The organism is Paenibacillus sp. F411 (genome assembly GCF_017582705.1).
Classification (GTDB): Bacteria; Bacillota; Bacilli; order Paenibacillales; family Paenibacillaceae; genus Paenibacillus_AQ; species Paenibacillus_AQ algicola.
In genome coordinates, this window is the sequence record NZ_JAGFIP010000017.1 from 37301 (window position 1) to 53209 (window position 15909).

Below are 15909 nucleotides of genomic sequence, written 5' to 3' on the forward strand. Positions count from 1 at the left end.
GTGCTGCTTATGACTGTGGCTTCTCCTTCGGCGTGATCGACTCCGCCAATCTCCGTTCAGGCTTCACCTTAAAGGTCTCTCCGTATTTAAGCACCCGGATCTGCTCCTCCTGAATTCCCAGCCTGACGCGCTCCGCCTCCATGCGCTCCAGCGCCTCCTGCGCCGTATCATCCGCCAGCTTGAAGGTGCCGTAGTGCATCGGGATCATCGTCTCCGCCTGTACATCGAGAAAGGCCTGCAGCGCTTCCTCCGGATTCACATGCTGGGACGTCATAAACCATTCCGGCTCGTAGGCCCCGATCGGCATCAGCGCAATATGGATGTTATACCGCCTTCCGATATCCTTGAAGCCCGGGAAATAGCCGCTGTCCCCCGCAAAATACAGATTCGGCGGCAGCTTCCGCGTCCCGTCCTCCTGCAGCGGATTGTCCTCCGCAATCTCCTCGCTGTCCAGATTCGGCTCCAGCACAAAGCCGCCCCAATGCGAGGTGTTCGTATCAAATGGCGTCCGGCGCGTCCAGTGCTGGGTCGGCACGAAGGAAATCCTGACGCCCCCATGGGTAAGCGTCTCCCACCAGTGCATTTCAATCACCCGCCGAAAGCCCTTCGCCACCATCTTCCGCCGCAATCCGGCCGGCACGATAATGGTTGTATGTGAGCGGTACAGCTTGCGGATAGAAGCGACATGCAGATGATCGTAATGAGAATGTGATATAAGAATGAGATCCAGCGGCGGAATGTCCGTAATCGGAATTCCGGGCTCACCCAGCCGCTTTGTGAACGCCATGCGCTTTGCCCATACAGGATCGGTAACGATATTCAGCCCTTCATACTGGATAAAAAAAGTCGCGTGTCCAACCCACGTTACGGAGGTGTCATGCCGGTTGCCATGCAAATAATCAAGGTCCGGCGAGATGTTCGGTATGACATAAGAGTAATCCTTTTTCTTCTGCCGCCGTTCTTCTCGCCACTGCCTGAACTGCTTCAGCGTTTTGTCCGTGCTGACGTTGTCAATATTGTTGTAACGGGTTCGAGGCATGCTCTCCCTCCTTTCTCCCTGTCTGTTTCTCTATACCGTATTTTACCCCTTTTTGCGAAAAGTGTTCAAATGCCAGTTCAATCGGACGGGTCCTTGTATTTCATCGTATAAATAATCATAAACACAATGGCCGCCGCAACCGCCAAAAGAGGGGCAATAAATATATTAAAATCCTCCACTGTAACCTGCCCCCTTCCTAGCGGGATTGTCCGCGCACATAGTTTGCATTAAACAAGAACAGCCAAAGCAGCAGCACCAGAGACGGAATAAGCACGAGCAGGCCCAGTACGAACGCGCTGATCATAGCTACCGCCATCGTCTCACTCGTAATGCTCTCATAGATGCTGATTTGGTCATACAGGATATAAGGCAGATGGGAGCGTCCATAGCCGTACCAGGCAAAGCCAAACTGCAGAATGACAAGCATAAAGGATAAGCCGAGGCGCTTCTGTCTATAGACGAGATAAATCGCGGCTGCAAAGCACAGAAAGGAAGCGATAAACATCCAGGCCATGTTCAGCATGTTCTGGAAATGCTCCGGATTCTGCCGGTTAATCTGGAAAAAGGCGAGCAGTGACGCTGCAATCGTTGGACCGCTCCAGAGCAGGGCGTAGCCCCTTACGACCTGAAACGCTGCCCGATCCTTGGCCCGGTCTGCATAGTAGCATAGAAACATCGCCGAGATGTACAGCACGCTGACCAGTGCAAGCACAATGACAGACCAGGTATACGGGTTCATAAAGAAATTTACCCAGCTGATCCCGACCTTACCCTCATCCATGTGAATAATACCGCCTTCGGAGATGGCCAGAATCGTAGAGAGCGCTGCGGGAATCAGCAGTCCGGTGGCCCCGTATACCCCCATGTACAGCCGGTTATGACCCTTATGGTGCCCATAGGTGCTGTAGGCATAATATGCACCCCGAAGCGCGAGCAGAACGGTGGCGAGGCTTCCCGGCACCAGCAGCGCCGTCCCGTAGTAATAGGCGGCATCGGGGAAGAACCCCACCAGCCCCACCACGAAAAAAATAAGAAATACGTTCGTCACTTCCCATACCGGAGAGAGGTAGCGCTGAATAATATTGTGAATCTTGTTCTCATGGCCGGTCACGACACTGTAAAAGCTGAAAAAGCCGGCCCCGAAATCAATGGATGCAATGATCAAATATCCGAACAAAAAGGTCCACAGCACCGTAATGGCTGTCAAGCCGTAGCTCATTGTCCCCTGCCTCCTTCCGGATCCCAGCCCAGCTGCGCGATTTCTTCCTCTGCACTTTTACTGCGGAACAGGCGGCTCAGCACCTTGACTGCCGAAACAGCCAGCACGATGTAAAGCAGAATGAACAGCAGCAGCATCCAGCCTACATTCGGCGAGGTGGTCGCTGCCTCCGCGACCTTCATATAGCCCCGGACAATCCAGGGCTGCCGGCCGACCTCTGCGAGAAACCATCCCAGCCAAATGGCTACCATAGCCGATGGTCCCAGGGCAAAGATGCCAATCAGCAGCCAGGTGGGATAAGGCTTCTTGCCGGGCAGCCTCTTGCGCAGCATGAACAGCAGCGGGATGAGCACGAGCAGCACGCCATTGGTTACTTTCAGGTCAAAGAAATAATGGATCATCAGCGGCGGCCGCTCCTCTTCGGGAAATTCATTCAATCCGATGACCTCTGTATTCGGCCGGTTTCCCGCCAGTATGCTCAGGGCGTACGGGATTTTGAGCGCATATTTGATGTCATTGTTCTCATCCAGTACCCCGCCGTAAATGAGTGGGGCTTCCGTCATCGTGTCAAAATGCCATTCCATCGCAGCCAGCTTCTCCGGCTGGAATTTGGCCAGGAACTTGCCGGAGAAATCGCCGATCAGAATCGTCGTCATGGCAAAGACAAAGGTGGAGATGACGCACAGCTTGAGCGCTTTTTTGAAATAAGGATGGTCTTTGCGCCTCAGCAGGCTGAAGGCTGCAATACTCGCCAGCACAGCGGCGCTGGTCGTGTATGCAGAGGCCAGCACATGAGCCACCTTGCTGGGAGTGGCCGGGTTGAACATGGCGAGGAACGGGTTCACGTTGGTGAACACACCATCCACCAGCTCAAAGCCCTGCGGCTGGTTCATAAACGCATTGAGGCTTGTAATGAACACCGCGGATGCCGATGACCCGATCGCCACGGGGATGAGCAGCAGCAGATGGGTGTACTTGTTCTTGAACCGATCCCAGGTGTACAGATAAATGCCCAGAAAGATCGCCTCCACAAAAAAAGCAAAGGTCTCCATAAACAAGGGCAGTGCGATCGCCCGGCCAGCCACCTTCATAAACGTCGGCCACAACAGACTCAGCTGCAGACCGATGGCCGTTCCTGTTACGACGCCCACCGCCACGGTAATGACGAAGCCGCGGGCCCACCTTCGCGCCAGCAGGATGTAGTGCTTGTCGCCGGTCCGGATTCCTCTCCACTCCGCCAGCGCCAGCATGACGGGAATGCCGACTCCAATGGTAGCTAACACAATATGTACAAACAGCGTAACGGCCGTCAGAATCCGGCTCATAAGAACAGGGTCAAGCGTAGACATCATCTTCACTCCTTGGTGATTAGTCACAGTACATCTGCTTTAGCTGAAATAGTGGATGTAGCGGATCAGTGCCTTCACGGTTGCATAGAGCATGATGGCTGCTGATACAAAGCACACCGCAGCGAGCTTCTTCTCCTGCCGGATGTTCATCGTTCCTGCACCTCCCTTTGCCTGCGGCCTCCTGCAGTCTGATGTATACAGTTTGACAAGCCCCTCTTCTTTTTATCCGCCAAATTTGTAAAATGTGTGCAAGCTGAAGATTTGATGTGATCTTGTGATGCCAGGTTTTTTCTGCGCCCTAAAAGAGGTACAATATAGAGATGAAGGAAAAGGAGGTACGTCTAATCTCATGAAAATTACATTTATTGAGCCTACCCCCAGTCCAAATTCCATGAAGCTTCATCTTGACGAATCCCTGGAACCGGGAATCCGCAAAACATATACCCTGGATAATGAACGTTCTGCTCCTGCGTGGATCCGCGAGCTGCTGCATATTCAGGGCGTGAAGAGCATCTTCCACACCCTGGACTTTATCGCGCTGGACCGCAAGGGCAGCGCCGATTGGCAGGCAATTCTGAGCGAGGTGCAGGAGAAGTTCGGACAGGAAGGGCTGCAGGCCGGAGGAAGCGAGGAAGCTGCCGGCGCATTTGGCGAAGCTGAGGTATTCGTCCAATTCTTCCGCGGCATCCCGATGCAGATCCGCGTCAAGAGTGCGCTGCAGGAAGAACGGATCGGCTTGTCGCAGCGCTTTACAGAGGCAGTCACCCAGGTGGCGTCCAACACGATGATCAAGGAGCGCAAGCTGAAGGATTACGGCGTCCGCTATGGCGAGCTGGCCGACATCGCCCGTGAGGTCGAGCAGGAGCTTGAAGCCGCCTTCCCGCAGGAGCGGCTGGATAAGGTCGTGTCACAGGCTATCGCCCATGGCGCCGCCGAAGAGGAGTTTATCGAGCAGCGGCGCAAGCTAAGCGATGAGGAGACGGCCGCCGCCATGAAGGATTCCGACTGGCGCGTCCGCTATGCCGCGCTGGACGTGCTGGAGCCAGAGGAGCGGCATCTGCCGCTTCTGAAGCAGGCGCTGTCTGATTCCAAGATGCAAATCCGGCGCTTGGCGATCGTATATCTGGGCGACTTCCGCACACCGGAAGCCATGGCCCTGCTGCAGCAAGCGATGGCCGATGAATCGCCGGCGGTTCGCCGTACAGCAGGCGATACGCTGTCTGACATTGGAGACCCGGCGGCTACACCGGTCATGATTCAGGCGCTGAAGGACAGCAGCAAGCTGGTCCGCTGGCGTGCGGCCCGCTTCCTGTATGAAGTGGGCACGGAGGAAGCCTCCGGGGCGCTGACCGAAGCGGCGGAGGATCCGGAGTTTGAGGTCAGCCTGCAGGCAAGGATGGCGCTGGAGCGCATTCAATCCGGTGAAGAGGCTGCCGGAACGGTATGGCAGCAGATGGCGAAACGGACAAAGGATGTCAAATAAAACCATTGCATTACAGATGGGATGTCTTTTATACTTAGACTCTGTTCAAATCTCTGTTGAAATCCGACGGACGAAACTGTCGTGTCTCTCTTGCGAGGCGCGGTGTGCTATCGCTTAGTAACATGAGGCTGTATTTTCGGCCTGCAGTGTATACTGCAGGCTTTTTTTGCGGCGTTTATCGACCGTAAACAGGCATTTTTTATCAGAAAGAAGGAGTGTTAGACTCATGAGACGCCATAAATTACCTGCGACCTCACTGAAGCCCAGCTTCAAAGCCCGCCACATGACGATGATAGCCCTTGGAGGCTCGATCGGCACGGGTCTGTTTCTCGCGAGCGGCGGTGCCATCGCTTCTGCCGGACCTGGCGGTGCGCTGCTGGCCTATGCCGCTGTAGGCCTGATGGTTTATTTTCTAATGACCAGTCTGGGAGAGCTGGCCACCTTCCTGCCGGACGCCGGTGCCTTCAGCACCTATGCCACCCGGTATGTCAGCCCGGCGTTCGGATTTGCGGTCGGCTGGAACTTCTGGTACAACTGGGCCGTCACCATCGCGGCGGAGCTGGCTGCAGCGACGGTCATTATTAAATTCTGGTTTCCGGACAGCCCGTCCTTTATCTGGAGCCTGCTCTTCCTGGGCATTATGTACGGGCTGAATGTGTTGTCAGCCAAAGGGTACGGAGAGTCTGAATATTGGTTTGCCATGATCAAGGTGGTTACCGTCATCATTTTTCTGATTACAGGTGTGATGATGATCTTTGGCATTCTGGGCGGGGAGTCGGTCGGATTTACGAATTTTAATCTTGATGGCGGCGGCTCGATGCACGGAGGGCTATTCGCACTGATCGGCGTCTTTATGGCGGCAGGCTTCTCCTTTCAGGGAACCGAGCTGATCGGCGTTGCCGCAGGGGAAAGCGAGAACCCGCGGCAGAACGTGCCCCGGGCGATTCGCCAGGTATTCTGGCGCATCCTCATCTTCTATATCTTTGCCATCTTTGTCATCGGTCTGCTGATCCCGTATAGTGATCCCAGCCTGCTGCAATCAGACGTTAACAGCATCAGTGTCAGCCCCTTCACTCTCGTATTCGAAAAAGCTGGCCTGGCCTTTGCTGCCTCTGTCATGAATGCAATTATTTTGAGCTCGGTGCTGTCTGCCGGCAACTCGGGCATGTACGCCTCGACTCGCGTGCTGTATGCCATGGCGAAGCAAGGGATGGCGCCGCGCTGGCTGAGCCGCCTGAACAGCCGGGGGGTGCCCGTGGCTGCGCTCACGGTTACGGCGTCCATCGGCATGCTCGCTTTCCTGGCCTCGTTCTTCGGTGACGGTCAGGTGTATATCTGGCTGCTGAACGCTTCCGGCATGTGCGGCTTTATTAACTGGCTCGCGATCGCGATAAGCCATTATCGCTTCCGCAAGGCATATACTACTCAGGGACGGGATCTCAACGAGCTGCCCTTCCGGGCGCGCTGGTTCCCGTTTGGTCCGCTGTTTGCGTTCCTGCTCTGCATTGTGGCCATTATCGGCCAAGGTGATTTCAGCGGAGAGATCAGCTGGTCCACGCTGATTGCCACCTATGTCAGTATACCGCTGTTCTTCGCCATCTGGTTCGGGTACAAGCTGTTTCGTACCAGCAAGCTCGTGCCGCTTGAAGACTGCGATTTCTCAACGCCTGCCAAGTAAACATTCACGGGTGAAAATCAATAAATGGCGGTGCCGGGGATTTATCCTGGCACCGCCATTTGCTTTGTGGATGATGTTATTTGCGTGGTCGATACTTGATACTTGCCTTAAAGACAGCATTATAATAGGTTCACCAGGAGATGTGTACCTTCAGATCATCACTGTCCTCCAGGCTGTCATGATAATAGCGGATCGTGCCGACACCAGCTTTACGCTGCAACTCCTGCAGCAGAGCAAGCAGGCCGCGCTCCTCGCCATCGTATCGAAAGACGAGCTCCTGTTGATTTTTTTTGACGGCGGCATTCACCTTCGCATGAAGCTGGTCATACGTGCGTATGGCTGCTTTGGGATCATGAAGATCATACTCCAGCGCCTGAATCAATGCACGGTAGGCTGCCGCTTTGGAGGATGGCTTCGAGGCCAGGGCGTTCAGGGTCGTGCTGTATGAGGTACTAGCCGCAGGGTAGGATTTAACCCAGGTATGATCCTTCGCCATCTGGGCATCACTCCGTAAATAATGAGTGTAGGATACCTTTCCCTCCCGGTTCGGGACCGGATCATTCCAGGTCGTATCAAGGTGATACCACTTCCCGTCCAGCTTCACAAGATTCCAGGCGTGCAGCTGGCCCTGGCCGCTTCCCGAGGGGTAGGCCGTGCCCTCCACAATCTTGTTCTCGATTCCGGCCGACTTCAGCAGCTTGTAGGTAAGCAGGGAGTATCCCTGGCACACCGTACTTCCCGTGCTGAGCCCGTCATATGCCGTATATTTCTTCAGGGATGTGTCATATTTCAGGTTGAGCACTACCCAGTCGTTAATGGCCTTCACCTTCTCATGGCTGCTCATGCCCGGCTTGATGACCGCGGCCAGAATATCCTTCACCCTGCGGTCCACATACCGTGTCTGCTCCGCGGTTTCCCGGTAGGTTAACCGGACTGTGACGTCTGCCGATGAGGAGGTGCCGCGGTAATCGTAGCTGTAGCTTGCAATGGTATAATGAATGTAAGGGTCACTGTCCATCGCTTGATCCAGCGCGTTCTTCAGATGGGCTTTGAGTGACTTGGTCTGTCCCTGATAGACAAAGCGCAGGTAGGCTTCCCGGCTATTCATTGCCGTGAGCAGCTTCTGCCTGATGTCATCGACCGATGTCGTGACCATCTTATCCGTCGTCGCATGGACATTGCTCACTTCCGCCGATTCTGGCACGGCAGCCACCGTCACCGCCAAGGTCCCGGTCAGCATCAGCTTACTCAGCAGTGCCCGGTTCCATTTCATGGGTACCCCGCCCTTTCCTTCGCTTCGATTAATAAATAACGCTTGTTCTTTCTTCATGATTATTTACAAGCCTGCCAAAACATTCAGCGTATTTTCTTGTCTCTATTGTAGCACAATGCCTGGAGTTACAACGTCCTATTCTTGCCCCGGGTCCAGCAGATTTCCGGTCCTTAACCATCAGACAACACAAAGAAACCGCTCTTGGTTAGGATGGAAGTGACTAAGCCTGCCATCTAGACAAGGAGCGGTTTCATAGACGCCTATGTGGAATAAGAGCAAGTGGCTCGTGCAGATCTAATAGTTCATATGATTCAGGAAACTATCGCTCTTGCCTCTCAGATCAGCCAGCTTGACCAGCACCTCCGCAGCTTCAGCGCGCGTTACGACCTGATTCGGCAGGAATTTGCCGTCCCGCAGCGGCAGCAAATTCAGCTTCACGGCGAACAGTGCCGCTCCCGGATGCTTGATTTGTGAGACGTCTGCCGCACCCGCGTCCAGATCCGAGGCGCCAAAGGCTTCAGCCAGCTTGTCATACTTCAGCATCTTCATCAGCAGCACAGCGAGCTCATCCCGCGTTAGCTTGCCCTCCACACTAAATGAAGGCGAGGCTTCACGCGGCAGCCAGTCCCGGGACACCATCAAGTATACCGCTTCATAATATTTGGATTCCGGCTGCAGGCTGCCGTACGGAAACGGATCATACATTCCGATGCTAGAACCCTCATAATCCGGGCTCAGCGACCGCGCTGCCATGTCGAACCATTCTCCCGTGGTGATCTGTTGATCCGGATACACCTTGTTCTGCTCATCCGGGACCAGCACGCGGAACTCCAGCAGCTTCTCCAGTGCCTTGTGGAAGGCGTGCCCTTCAATATCTACCGCATTGAAACCTTCTGAAGACTCGCTATTTCCATAGTAATACCCGCCATTGCGCCATTTGCCCGTCACCGCATCGATCATCTTCATCGTGTAAAGCTCATTCTGTCCGTAGCTCGGCGCATATGCCAGCTTTAACGAAAGCGGCTCATGACCGGTCGGGCTGGTGTAGCCTCCATACTGGATAAATTTCAGCATCAGCTGAATTTGTTCCAGATAAGTCTTTCTTGCCTGATCCTGGGTCACGTTAGGCTTGGATGCCACCGGCAGCTCCTTCAGCTCCACATTGGAGCGGAAGTGATAGTTACTTACCTTGCCTTCAGCATCCATGCCAACCGTAATGGATTCACCCCAAATTTTTATCTCGCCGGCATATCGGGTAAAGGTTACATAATAATACGCCTGACCCGGGAATGTGCTCTCCATAGCCCTGATCTCGGTCAGCTTGTATTCAGCCGCGGCATTCGGAACGATCTCCATGACCAGGTCCATCGCCTGCTGCTGGGCCTGCGCCTTCGTGAGCTTGGCCGAGGTGGTCTGCGGCTTGGAGTCACCGAGCTCATGATACCGATGTTCATTCATCGAATAAATCTGTCCTGTTGCGGCGTCCACCTCTGCTGACAGATGGGTTCCCATGAATTGAGATGATGGACTGTAGCTTAAGCTCCATACCTGCCTGCCGTTATGATAGCTCTCTCCCAGGGAGCTGCTCTGCAGCTTGTAATCCTTCGGAATGTCAAAATGGTCATTCAAAATTGTGGTCGCGTCGACCGCTTTCGAAAGCGGCTTCACTGCCGGCTTGAACGGGGCCTTCTTGCTTGTTACCGGTGTTGGCTGCACTGCGGGATCGGTCATCTGCTTGCCTGTATAATCCATGGGCTTGCCGGTGGCGGCGTCAATCGCAGACATGGATTGGTCACCCGGTGCCCAGGCCAGATAATACTCCGGCGTGGTCCGGCTGCGATAATGCTGCATTTTCTCCGGCATGTAGACGAGCTCCAGCCCAAATTGCTTCTCCAGCTGCTCACGCGCTTGCTCGGCTGTAATGCCTGGCTTCGTCACCTTCGGCTTGACAGCGGTATTGTAGCGATTAAAGGAAGTAATGCTGCCTTCTGCATTCACACTGAGACTGAGCATATCCCCGTCTGATGGAATGCCGTTATATGAACCTTTATATTGAAAATAATAATTTACCGGAGAGAACAACGCCTCCATGCCGTAGCCTGGATATTGAGATGTAAGCTGCTTGGTGTCCACATCCGGAAAATGGCTCTGTATCCACGCCTTGGCCCGTTGTTCTGCCTGCTCCCGGCTTAATGCCGTCTGATTCTCGGAGGTGCTGAACAGCCGCTCGGGTATATGTATAGAAATGACATCCCCCGTAACGGCATTTACAGAGGCATGAAAGCCTGTGCCGTAAGTACCCAGCTGATAGTCAAATTGCAGATCCCAGATCACCACCTCCCCCAATGACTTCTCCTCGCGAAAGCTGGATTGCACCAGCTTGGCCTGGCTTGTCACCGGGAACAGCTTATGGACACGCTGCTCCGCCTCTGCGGATGAAATCTTCGCTCCCTCTGGCAGCTCTGTACTTCCAATCAGGGTCTTTTGACCTGCAGCGGGAAGCTCACCGGCCGCTTGGGCCAGCCTGGCCTTTACATCCGGATCGATAGCCTCCGCTCCCCATGCTGCCGGAGATATACATAACATGGCGGCCAGAGCACAGGCGGTAGACGTCACGGCCATTGCCTTCTTTGAACGTGTCGATGACTTCAATAGTTTGGCTCCCTTCGATCATATGGCGATCCATATGTTTTTACTAACATTACAGATTATACCATACTAGGAAGCTTACTTCCTTATGACTCTGGTCTTAAAAAGGCCTCCTTTCTTCAGCTAACAAAGCTTTGAGTCTCATCTTCCTGACGAAAAAAGCAAATCCCCCCTCTCCGGCCTCAGCCGTTTAGGGGGGATTGCTATAGCGTGCTGTTACCGATGCTTCGCCAGTGCAGCACTGAGATTTTGGGTTTGTGGATATACATCCTGATATAGCTTGAACAGCTCCTCGTACTTCTCCACGACTTCAGGCTGCGGCGTATAACGCACCGCTTCCTGCAGGAACTCTTCAGCGCAGGCCTGCAGGCTCTTAAACCAGCCGCTGCCGTACGCAGCCAGCATCGCCGCTCCCATCGCCGGTCCCTGCTCACTTGCAAGCTTTACGATCTCAGCGTTAAAAATATTGGCCTGCATTTGAAGCCAGACCTCATTCTTCGCTCCACCCCCGATGGAGATGATGGTATTCACGTCCTTGCCCGAGGCTCGCAGCAGCTCTACAGACTCCCGGAGCGAAAAGGTAATCCCCTCCAGCACGGCACGTGTGAAATGGGGAAGCTTATGGCTGACATCCATCCCGATAAAGCTGCCGCGAATTTTTGCATCGGGATGCGGTGTTCGTTCGCCTGCGATATAAGGCGTAAAGAGCAGTCCGCTGCTGCCGGCAGGCACGGCTTCTACACCGCTTAGCAGCTCCTGGAAGGAGATGCCGGGCGCGAATGTTTTTTTGAACCAGTCCAGACTGTAGCCGGCCGCGAGTGTAACTCCCATCACATAAAATGCATCCGGCTCGCTATGATTGAAAAAGTGAACCCGGCCCTCCAGATCGACATCCCGCCGCTCCTCAAAGGACAGGATGACGCCCGAGGTGCCGATGCTGCACATGGTCTTGCCCTCCTCCAGAATCCCGGCGCCCAGCGCCCCGCAGGCATTGTCGGCTCCCCCGGCATATACAGAGGTGGAGGACAGTAAACCGGACTGCTCTGCGATCTCTGGCAGCAGGGTACCGCAATGCTGAAATGATTCCACCAGAGGCGGGCACAGCTCTTCCGGCAGATTGAAGGCATTCAGAATGTCTTTACTCCAGCTTCTGCCGGCGACATCCAGCATCAGCGTACCGGCTGCATCCGAATAATCCATGGCGTACTGACCTGTGAGCCGGAAACGCACATAATCCTTCGGGAGAAGCAGCTGGACTGCCTGGGCGAATATATCCGGCTCCTGCTCCTGCACCCACAGCAGCTTCGGAAGAGTAAAGCCTTCCAGCGCGCGGTTTCGGGCGATGTCCAGCAGACGGCCCTGAAGCAGCTGCTCGATCCTGCGGCACTGCTGCGTCGTGCGGGTGTCATTCCACAGGATAGCCGGGCGCAGCACGGCGCCTTCCCCATCAACCAGCACCAGTCCGTGCATCTGTCCTGAGAAGCTCAGTCCTTCTACGGATTCCGGTGCGGCCTGTGAGACGTGCATCAGCTTTTTTAAAGAGATCACTGTCGCGTCTACCCAATCCTCCGGCCGCTGCTCGCTGTAGCCGGGCTTCGGCTGGCTAAGTGGATAGCTCTCCGAATGCTCCGCTACCACCTCGCCGCTGCGGTTGACCAGCACGGTCTTCACCGCACTGGTGCCGAGATCTACTCCAATGACGTAACTCATTGCCTAACTCCTCTCCTGACCATCCTTGCATCGTCATTACGATACAAGTCTCTGATTAATCTGCCAAAATGTACTGGTTCAGGATGCCCTTCAGCATTTCCTGGCGACCGGATTCATTTCTGCGCGGCTTCTCGTTCTGGAGAGCATACTCGGCGAGCGACGCGAGTGTAGCCTTACCCGCCACAACGTCCGCACCGATGCCTTCCTGGAAGCTGCTGTAGCGCTTTTCAATAAAGTCCTCGAACACACGGTCCTCAATCAGCTTCGCTGCCACCTTTAATCCCTTGGCATAGGTGTCCATTCCGGCAATATGGGCCAGGAACAGATCCTCATACTCAAACGACGGACGACGCACCTTCGCATCGAAGTTTACGCCGCCGCGGCCCAGACCGCCATTCATCAGCACCTCGTACAGCGTCAGTGTTGCATCATAAATGTTAACCGGGAATTCATCCGTGTCCCAGCCGATAAGCATATCGCCCTGATTGGCATCCAGCGAGCCCAGCATGCCATTGATGCGCGCTACCCGAAGCTCATGCTCGAACGTATGGCCTGCCAGTGTCGCATGGTTCGCTTCCAGGTTCAGCTTGAAATGCTTCTCCAGACCATACTTCTGCAAGAACGCAATCGTTGTCGCCGCATCAAAATCATACTGGTGCTTCGTCGGCTCCTTCGGCTTCGGCTCAATCAGGAATTGGGCGTCGAAGCCGATTTCCTTCGCGTAGTCCACAGCCATGTGGAACAGGCGGGCCAGGTTGTCCAGCTCCAGGCCCATATCCGTATTCAGCAGCGTCTCATAGCCTTCACGGCCGCCCCAGAATACGTAGTTTTCGGCGCCCAGACGTTTGCCGACCTCAAGCCCTTTCTTGATCTGTGCCGCTGCGTGAGCATAAACGTCTGCATTGCAGGTTGTGCCCGCCCCGTGCATAAAGCGCGGATTGCTGAACATGTTTGCCGTGTTCCACAGCAGCTTCTTGCCGCTTGCCTTCATATGCTCTTCGATGGAATCTGTAATCGTGTCAATATTGCTGTAGAACTCACGCAGGCTGCTGCCCTCCGGCGCAATGTCTATATCATGGAAGCAGAAGTAAGGCAGGTTCATCTTGTCCAGGAATTCAAAGCCGGCTTCTACGCGAGCCTTGGCCAGATCCAAGCCCTTCAGTCCGTCCCACGGACGTACCGCGGTGTCAGCCCCGAACGGGTCCGAGCCGCCTGCCGTCAAGGTGTGCCAATATGCCATGGAAAAGCGCAGATGCTCCTCCATCGTCTTGCCTGCCACAATTTCTGTCGGATTATAAAATTTAAATGCATATGGATTTGTGGATTTGCTGCCTTCAAATTCAATCTTGTTCACTTGGTTAAAATAGGCCATGGATAAGATCCTCCCTTATTCAGTTCAAAGTCGTTACCGCTTTCACCGTTATCCTAGCATAAGGACTCCTACTTTGTCTATTGGTTAAACAAAGTATTTTTTAAAGGGTCATGTGCGGAAGAAGGTGGTTGCTTTTTGGGGGAGATCGCCCTAGACTAGGAGATTATGAAGCATTTCGGAAGAGAAGCGTGAAGGATGGTTGGGACAATGACGAGCATTACAGGTGACCAGGCGCTGGTCAAAAAAATCAACAGGTCAATCGTACTGAACACGATTATCCGGCACGCCCCCCTCTCCCGGGCGAAAGTATCCACGATTACCGGGCTGAACAAGGCAACCGTATCCAATCTGGTTCAGGAGCTGTGTGATCATCATCTGGTAGAGGAGATCGGTCCGGGTGAATCCAGCGGCGGCCGCAAGCCCCGGCTCCTGCTGTTCAGCGGCCGCGCCGGCTCCGCCGTCGGCATTGAGATCCGCTTATCGCAGATGATCGGGGTGCTGACAGATCTCGAAGGAAATATACTTTTTGAACGCGAGGAGCAGCTGGAGCGTCATGATCTCGACTTCGTGCTGAAATCCATGACCACCCTGATTAAAGCACTGATGCACGAAGCTCCGCCTTCTCCCTATGGTGTCGTGGGGGTTGGCGTCGGGGTGCCGGGGATGGTAGACGGCGAGGGCAACATTCTGTTTGCCCCCAACCTGGGCTGGGAAATGGTGCCGCTGCAGCAGCGGCTAGAGGAGGAAATCGGCGTGAGTGTCACGATCGATAACGAGGCCAATGCAGGAGCGCAGGGAGAATTCCGCTTCGGTGCGGGACGGGATGCCGAGCATGTGCTGTATATCAGTGCCGGCAGCGGGATCGGCTCTGGCATCATGATTCACGGAGAGCTGTACAAGGGCGCCAGGGGCTATGCCGGAGAAACCGGTCATATGAGCATTGAGGCAGACGGCATGGCATGCTCCTGCGGCAATCGCGGCTGCTGGGAGCTGTACGCCTCGGAGAAGGCCTATACTCAGGCGTCTCCTCCCCTGCCATCACACCGCACCCGGCAGCTCGCCGATCTGGCGCTCGCGGAAGATGAGGATGTCATCTCCCTGTTTGCCGGCATTGGCCGCTTCCTGGGGATCGGCATTACGAATCTGGTCAACAGCTTCAATCCACAGCGTGTAGTCATTGGCGGCCCGCTCGCTGATGCACGTCCCTGGATTTCTTCCGCACTGGAAGAGGTCGTCGCGCAGAGAACGCTGCCTTACCACCGGGAACGGATGGAGATTACCTTTGCCGAGCTCGGCAGCCGCTCTACCGTAATCGGTGCTGCATATTTAGCCGTATCGCAGTTTCTGGGGCCGGTTCGCGTCAGCACTCTCTGAGCCAGCAGCTAGTTGGCCATGGTGAGCAAGCCAAATGATCCAAAACCGCCTTATTTTGTAGCTGAAGGCTGCAGATAATGTTTCATATTTCCGTTATAATATAGAGATTGAGGCAAGCTTATGCCATCTTAATTTCGCTGTAGTATAGGGAGAGAACTAGAATGACTTATGTCAATACGTCTGAAATCGACGGCGGGCTGTTCTTGACGGTTATGCTGTTCCTGCTCGTCATTGCGCCGCTGTTCAGTCTGGCGATCATGAAGTTTTTTCAAGGGAAAAAGCGGACGGGCTTTATTCTCATGGGTGCCGGTGTCAGCTCCTACGTGGTGTTTACGCTCGTAACCTCATTGATGACCTGAATCACCTGAATTACGGCCTGATGATCAGGCAACCTTCTTACCACCCATAAACGAAAACGAATAAAGACATGGCCACAGGCGGGATTCCCCGCACAATGCCATGTCTTTATGTTTAGAGCCTGTTACTTATCCTTCTGCCGGTGCCAGCGCCTTGTTCAGCTGGAGCTTGTTCATCCCGAGAATGCGGTGCTCGCCGATGACGGTGAGCGGTACTGCACGTACGCCCATATCCCAAACCTGCTGAGCAAACTCGTCATTCGTCTCGATGTTGCGCTCCTCGAATTCAACCCCCTGCTCGGTCAAATATCCTTTAACCTGCTTGCAATGAGGACAGTTGCTGGATGTGTATACAATTGCGTTTGCCATGTCTGTATCACCTCAGTCAAAGATGTAGTCATCCGTAA

13 protein-coding genes are annotated in these 15909 nt (G+C 54.5%); 4 read left to right on the forward strand and 9 right to left on the reverse strand.

Features of this window, described 5'->3' with window-relative positions:
- Positions 1–7: 7 nt before the first annotated feature.
- The 4 genes from JJQ72_RS16350 to JJQ72_RS16360 form a co-directional block, all read right to left on the reverse strand.
- On the reverse strand, positions 8–1039 hold the full coding sequence (locus JJQ72_RS16350) for an MBL fold metallo-hydrolase (protein ID WP_138227004.1): 1032 nt from the start codon (positions 1037–1039) through the stop codon (positions 8–10).
- A gap of 77 nt (positions 1040–1116) precedes the next feature.
- On the reverse strand, positions 1117–1218 hold the full coding sequence (cydS, locus tag JJQ72_RS20905) for a cytochrome bd oxidase small subunit CydS family protein (RefSeq protein WP_407669122.1): 102 nt from the start codon (positions 1216–1218) through the stop codon (positions 1117–1119).
- 17 nt (positions 1219–1235) lie between these two features.
- Positions 1236–2258 (reverse strand): cytochrome d ubiquinol oxidase subunit II, encoded by a 1023-nt coding sequence (locus JJQ72_RS16355; protein ID WP_138227005.1) that lies wholly within the window; start codon positions 2256–2258, stop codon positions 1236–1238.
- On the reverse strand, positions 2255–3607 hold the full coding sequence (locus tag JJQ72_RS16360) for a cytochrome ubiquinol oxidase subunit I (RefSeq protein WP_208204364.1): 1353 nt from the start codon (positions 3605–3607) through the stop codon (positions 2255–2257). Before JJQ72_RS16360 ends, JJQ72_RS16355 begins: the two co-directional genes overlap by 4 nt.
- A gap of 349 nt (positions 3608–3956) precedes the next feature.
- Here JJQ72_RS16360 and JJQ72_RS16365 point away from each other — a divergent pair, with 349 nt between their 5' ends.
- Together JJQ72_RS16365 and JJQ72_RS16370 are read left to right on the forward strand one after the other, a co-directional pair.
- Positions 3957–5090 (forward strand): virulence factor, encoded by a 1134-nt coding sequence (locus JJQ72_RS16365; RefSeq protein WP_138227006.1) that lies wholly within the window; start codon positions 3957–3959, stop codon positions 5088–5090.
- 226 nt (positions 5091–5316) lie between these two features.
- Positions 5317–6768: an amino acid permease gene (locus JJQ72_RS16370; protein WP_208204328.1), complete on the forward strand. Its 1452-nt coding sequence runs from the start codon at positions 5317–5319 to the stop codon at positions 6766–6768.
- Between the two features lie 130 nt (positions 6769–6898).
- Here JJQ72_RS16370 and JJQ72_RS16375 read toward each other — a convergent pair whose 3' ends face one another.
- The 4 genes from JJQ72_RS16375 to xylA form a co-directional block, all read right to left on the reverse strand.
- On the reverse strand, positions 6899–8098 hold the full coding sequence (locus JJQ72_RS16375) for a transglutaminase domain-containing protein (RefSeq protein ID WP_243896153.1): 1200 nt from the start codon (positions 8096–8098) through the stop codon (positions 6899–6901).
- A 237-nt stretch (positions 8099–8335) separates the two neighbouring features.
- Positions 8336–10693 (reverse strand): YcdB/YcdC domain-containing protein, encoded by a 2358-nt coding sequence (locus JJQ72_RS16380; RefSeq protein ID WP_208204329.1) that lies wholly within the window; start codon positions 10691–10693, stop codon positions 8336–8338.
- A 213-nt stretch (positions 10694–10906) separates the two neighbouring features.
- Complete coding sequence (xylB, locus tag JJQ72_RS16385) at positions 10907–12400, reverse strand: xylulokinase (protein ID WP_208204330.1); 1494 nt, start codon at positions 12398–12400, stop codon at positions 10907–10909.
- 55 nt (positions 12401–12455) lie between these two features.
- Positions 12456–13772, reverse strand: coding sequence for a xylose isomerase (gene xylA, locus JJQ72_RS16390; RefSeq protein WP_208204331.1), 1317 nt, complete (start codon positions 13770–13772; stop codon positions 12456–12458).
- A 207-nt stretch (positions 13773–13979) separates the two neighbouring features.
- Between xylA and JJQ72_RS16395 the strand changes: the two genes are divergently transcribed.
- On the forward strand, positions 13980–15146 hold the full coding sequence (locus JJQ72_RS16395; protein WP_208204332.1) for an ROK family transcriptional regulator: 1167 nt from the start codon (positions 13980–13982) through the stop codon (positions 15144–15146).
- Between the two features lie 161 nt (positions 15147–15307).
- Positions 15308–15505 (forward strand): hypothetical protein, encoded by a 198-nt coding sequence (locus JJQ72_RS16400; RefSeq protein WP_138227012.1) that lies wholly within the window; start codon positions 15308–15310, stop codon positions 15503–15505.
- Positions 15506–15631: 126 nt separating this feature from the next.
- Here the strand turns inward: JJQ72_RS16400 and JJQ72_RS16405 are convergent, their stop codons facing one another.
- Complete coding sequence (locus tag JJQ72_RS16405; protein WP_138227013.1) at positions 15632–15871, reverse strand: glutaredoxin family protein; 240 nt, start codon at positions 15869–15871, stop codon at positions 15632–15634.
- Between the last annotated feature and the right edge of the window lie 38 nt (positions 15872–15909).